The organism is Elizabethkingia argenteiflava, from assembly GCF_009904105.1.
Taxonomy (GTDB): domain Bacteria; phylum Bacteroidota; class Bacteroidia; order Flavobacteriales; family Weeksellaceae; genus Elizabethkingia; species Elizabethkingia argenteiflava.
The window spans coordinates 1-247 of sequence record NZ_JAAABJ010000514.1 but is presented as its reverse complement, the minus strand read 5'-3'; the positions used below and the strand labels follow the sequence as shown (position 1 = coordinate 247).

The 247-nt window shown below is 34.8% G+C and carries 1 pseudogene; it reads left to right on the top strand.

From position 1 onward, the window contains the following. Window positions 1–53: 53 nt before the first annotated feature. Window positions 54–247: pseudogene (locus tag GNY06_RS15650) on the top strand (IS5 family transposase); the annotation flags it as partial.

Sequence of the window (247 nt, the reverse complement as noted above, 5' to 3'; positions counted from 1 at the left end):
TTCATGACAGTAAGGCTGGACTACTTTTAATTAGAATGCTAAATGAAGGACTTATGAAGTTTAAATGTATCCTTGCTGATGCTGGGTATAGAGGAGAATTTATAGAGAAAGCCGATAAGCTTTATTCCTATCTGATAAAAGTAGTAAGCAGGGACAAAGAAAAGCTGGCAAAAAAGGAGTTTAAACCTGTAAGTAAACGATGGGTAATAGAAAGAACCTTTTCATGGTTTGATAATGATAGAAGGCT